The 1,371-nt window shown below is 46.6% G+C and carries 2 protein-coding genes; both read right to left on the bottom strand.

Annotated elements, in window-relative coordinates:
- Window positions 1–210 precede the first annotated feature (210 nt).
- Window positions 211–486, bottom strand: coding sequence for a contact-dependent growth inhibition system immunity protein (locus AQ981_RS25240; RefSeq protein WP_058914511.1), 276 nt, complete (start codon window positions 484–486; stop codon window positions 211–213).
- 14 nt (window positions 487–500) lie between these two features.
- Window positions 501–1,371: RNase A-like domain-containing protein (locus AQ981_RS28435; protein ID WP_161969195.1), on the bottom strand; the 871-nt coding region annotated here is incomplete at its 5' end.

The raw sequence follows: 1,371 nt of genomic DNA on the forward strand, positions 1-1,371 counted from the left end.
AACACCCGCGAGCTGTACGCCTGCGCCGAGGGGCTGAGCGTCGCTTACGTCAACCGGCAGAAGATGAAGCTGTGGCTGGAAGGTTTTCCGGGGGAGCTCAATGACACCGGCGATCTGCCGGTGTACAAGCGTGGGGACGGGCATTGTGGGTGAGCCTGACGGCTAAAAAGAAGATCCCGGCAATCAGGCCGGGATCTCTCGTATGATAATTTAAGGTAGTACTTTCAATATATTCTGGAACCACTCCCGAACAGTTAAGCCATCTGGCGTTGGATCATAATATCCATTGTTATTGGCAATGAAATCACTAGATAATTCGATATCATCCAACAATAGCAGGGTAATCTCCTGCTTTAAGGCCAAAACTCTGGCTGACGATTCTCGTTCGATAAAAGATTTAACAATATCATCAGAATTTGGGGCATCGAAAAACCAATCCTGATGAAAATAAGCACCCAGTAAATAGGCAATATTCTCAAATTTCATAAATCATCCCGTATTCATTTAGGGTACGCAGTATGCACCCGATAACCATTTGGCATTGCAGGATCTCTATCTATTACTATGGTAATTTTCTTGGAAAAATAAGATGAACCATCGCTTTTTTGTATCACTTTGCCAACAGTAAATTTTTCTGTATGCTGCAAGATCAAACGTGATTGATCCCCAGCTAACCACTCTGCAAGTTGTCCTTTATTAGCTGCTATACCATTTCCTATAGCTTTGTCTGCTGCTGTCTGATTAAAGAATGTAGAAGAAGCTGACAAATTAGGTTCGTTTTCAAAACGAGCCAGTAATTGAGCATCTGACTTTCCAACATGTTTCTGTATTGTGTGTCCGCCAAAATTCTCATGATAAATTATAGAACTACCAGTTTCAGCCTTAACAGTAGTATTTTTTGTAACCGCTAAAAACGCTTTAGCCACCACATACTGCATCAGCTTCGCTTCACTAGTCGGCACGCCACTTGCCACGATTTCCGTAGCTCTTTGTGGTGTCATTTCTCCATCAGCCGTTAATGCACTGACCGGCACACCGAAAAATTCAGCCCACGCAATTATCAGACCTTTAGCTGCGTTCTGTCCGTCAGGTATCTGTCCCTGTGAGTTCTTGATCAGCGCTTCTGTCAGCTCATCCGGTGAAGCACCGTTCTTAATCATGTCCACGCCGAGAGTCTGCTGGGACAAGCTTATGTCGGCCATGCCTTTACCGAAGTCAATCGGATTCAAAGCATTATTCTCAACCGTCGTCTTTCCGGCCTGCGCGGCCGATACCGCCTCTGCGGTACTGTCTCCCGTCAGACCGCCCGCCAGACCCGACGCCAGTGTCGCCAGCGCGCTCACCGTCTGCTTCTCCGTCTCGCTCAGTTCG

It is taken from the genome of Entomohabitans teleogrylli, assembly GCF_001484765.1.
GTDB classification, from domain to species: Bacteria; Pseudomonadota; Gammaproteobacteria; order Enterobacterales; family Enterobacteriaceae; genus Entomohabitans; species Entomohabitans teleogrylli.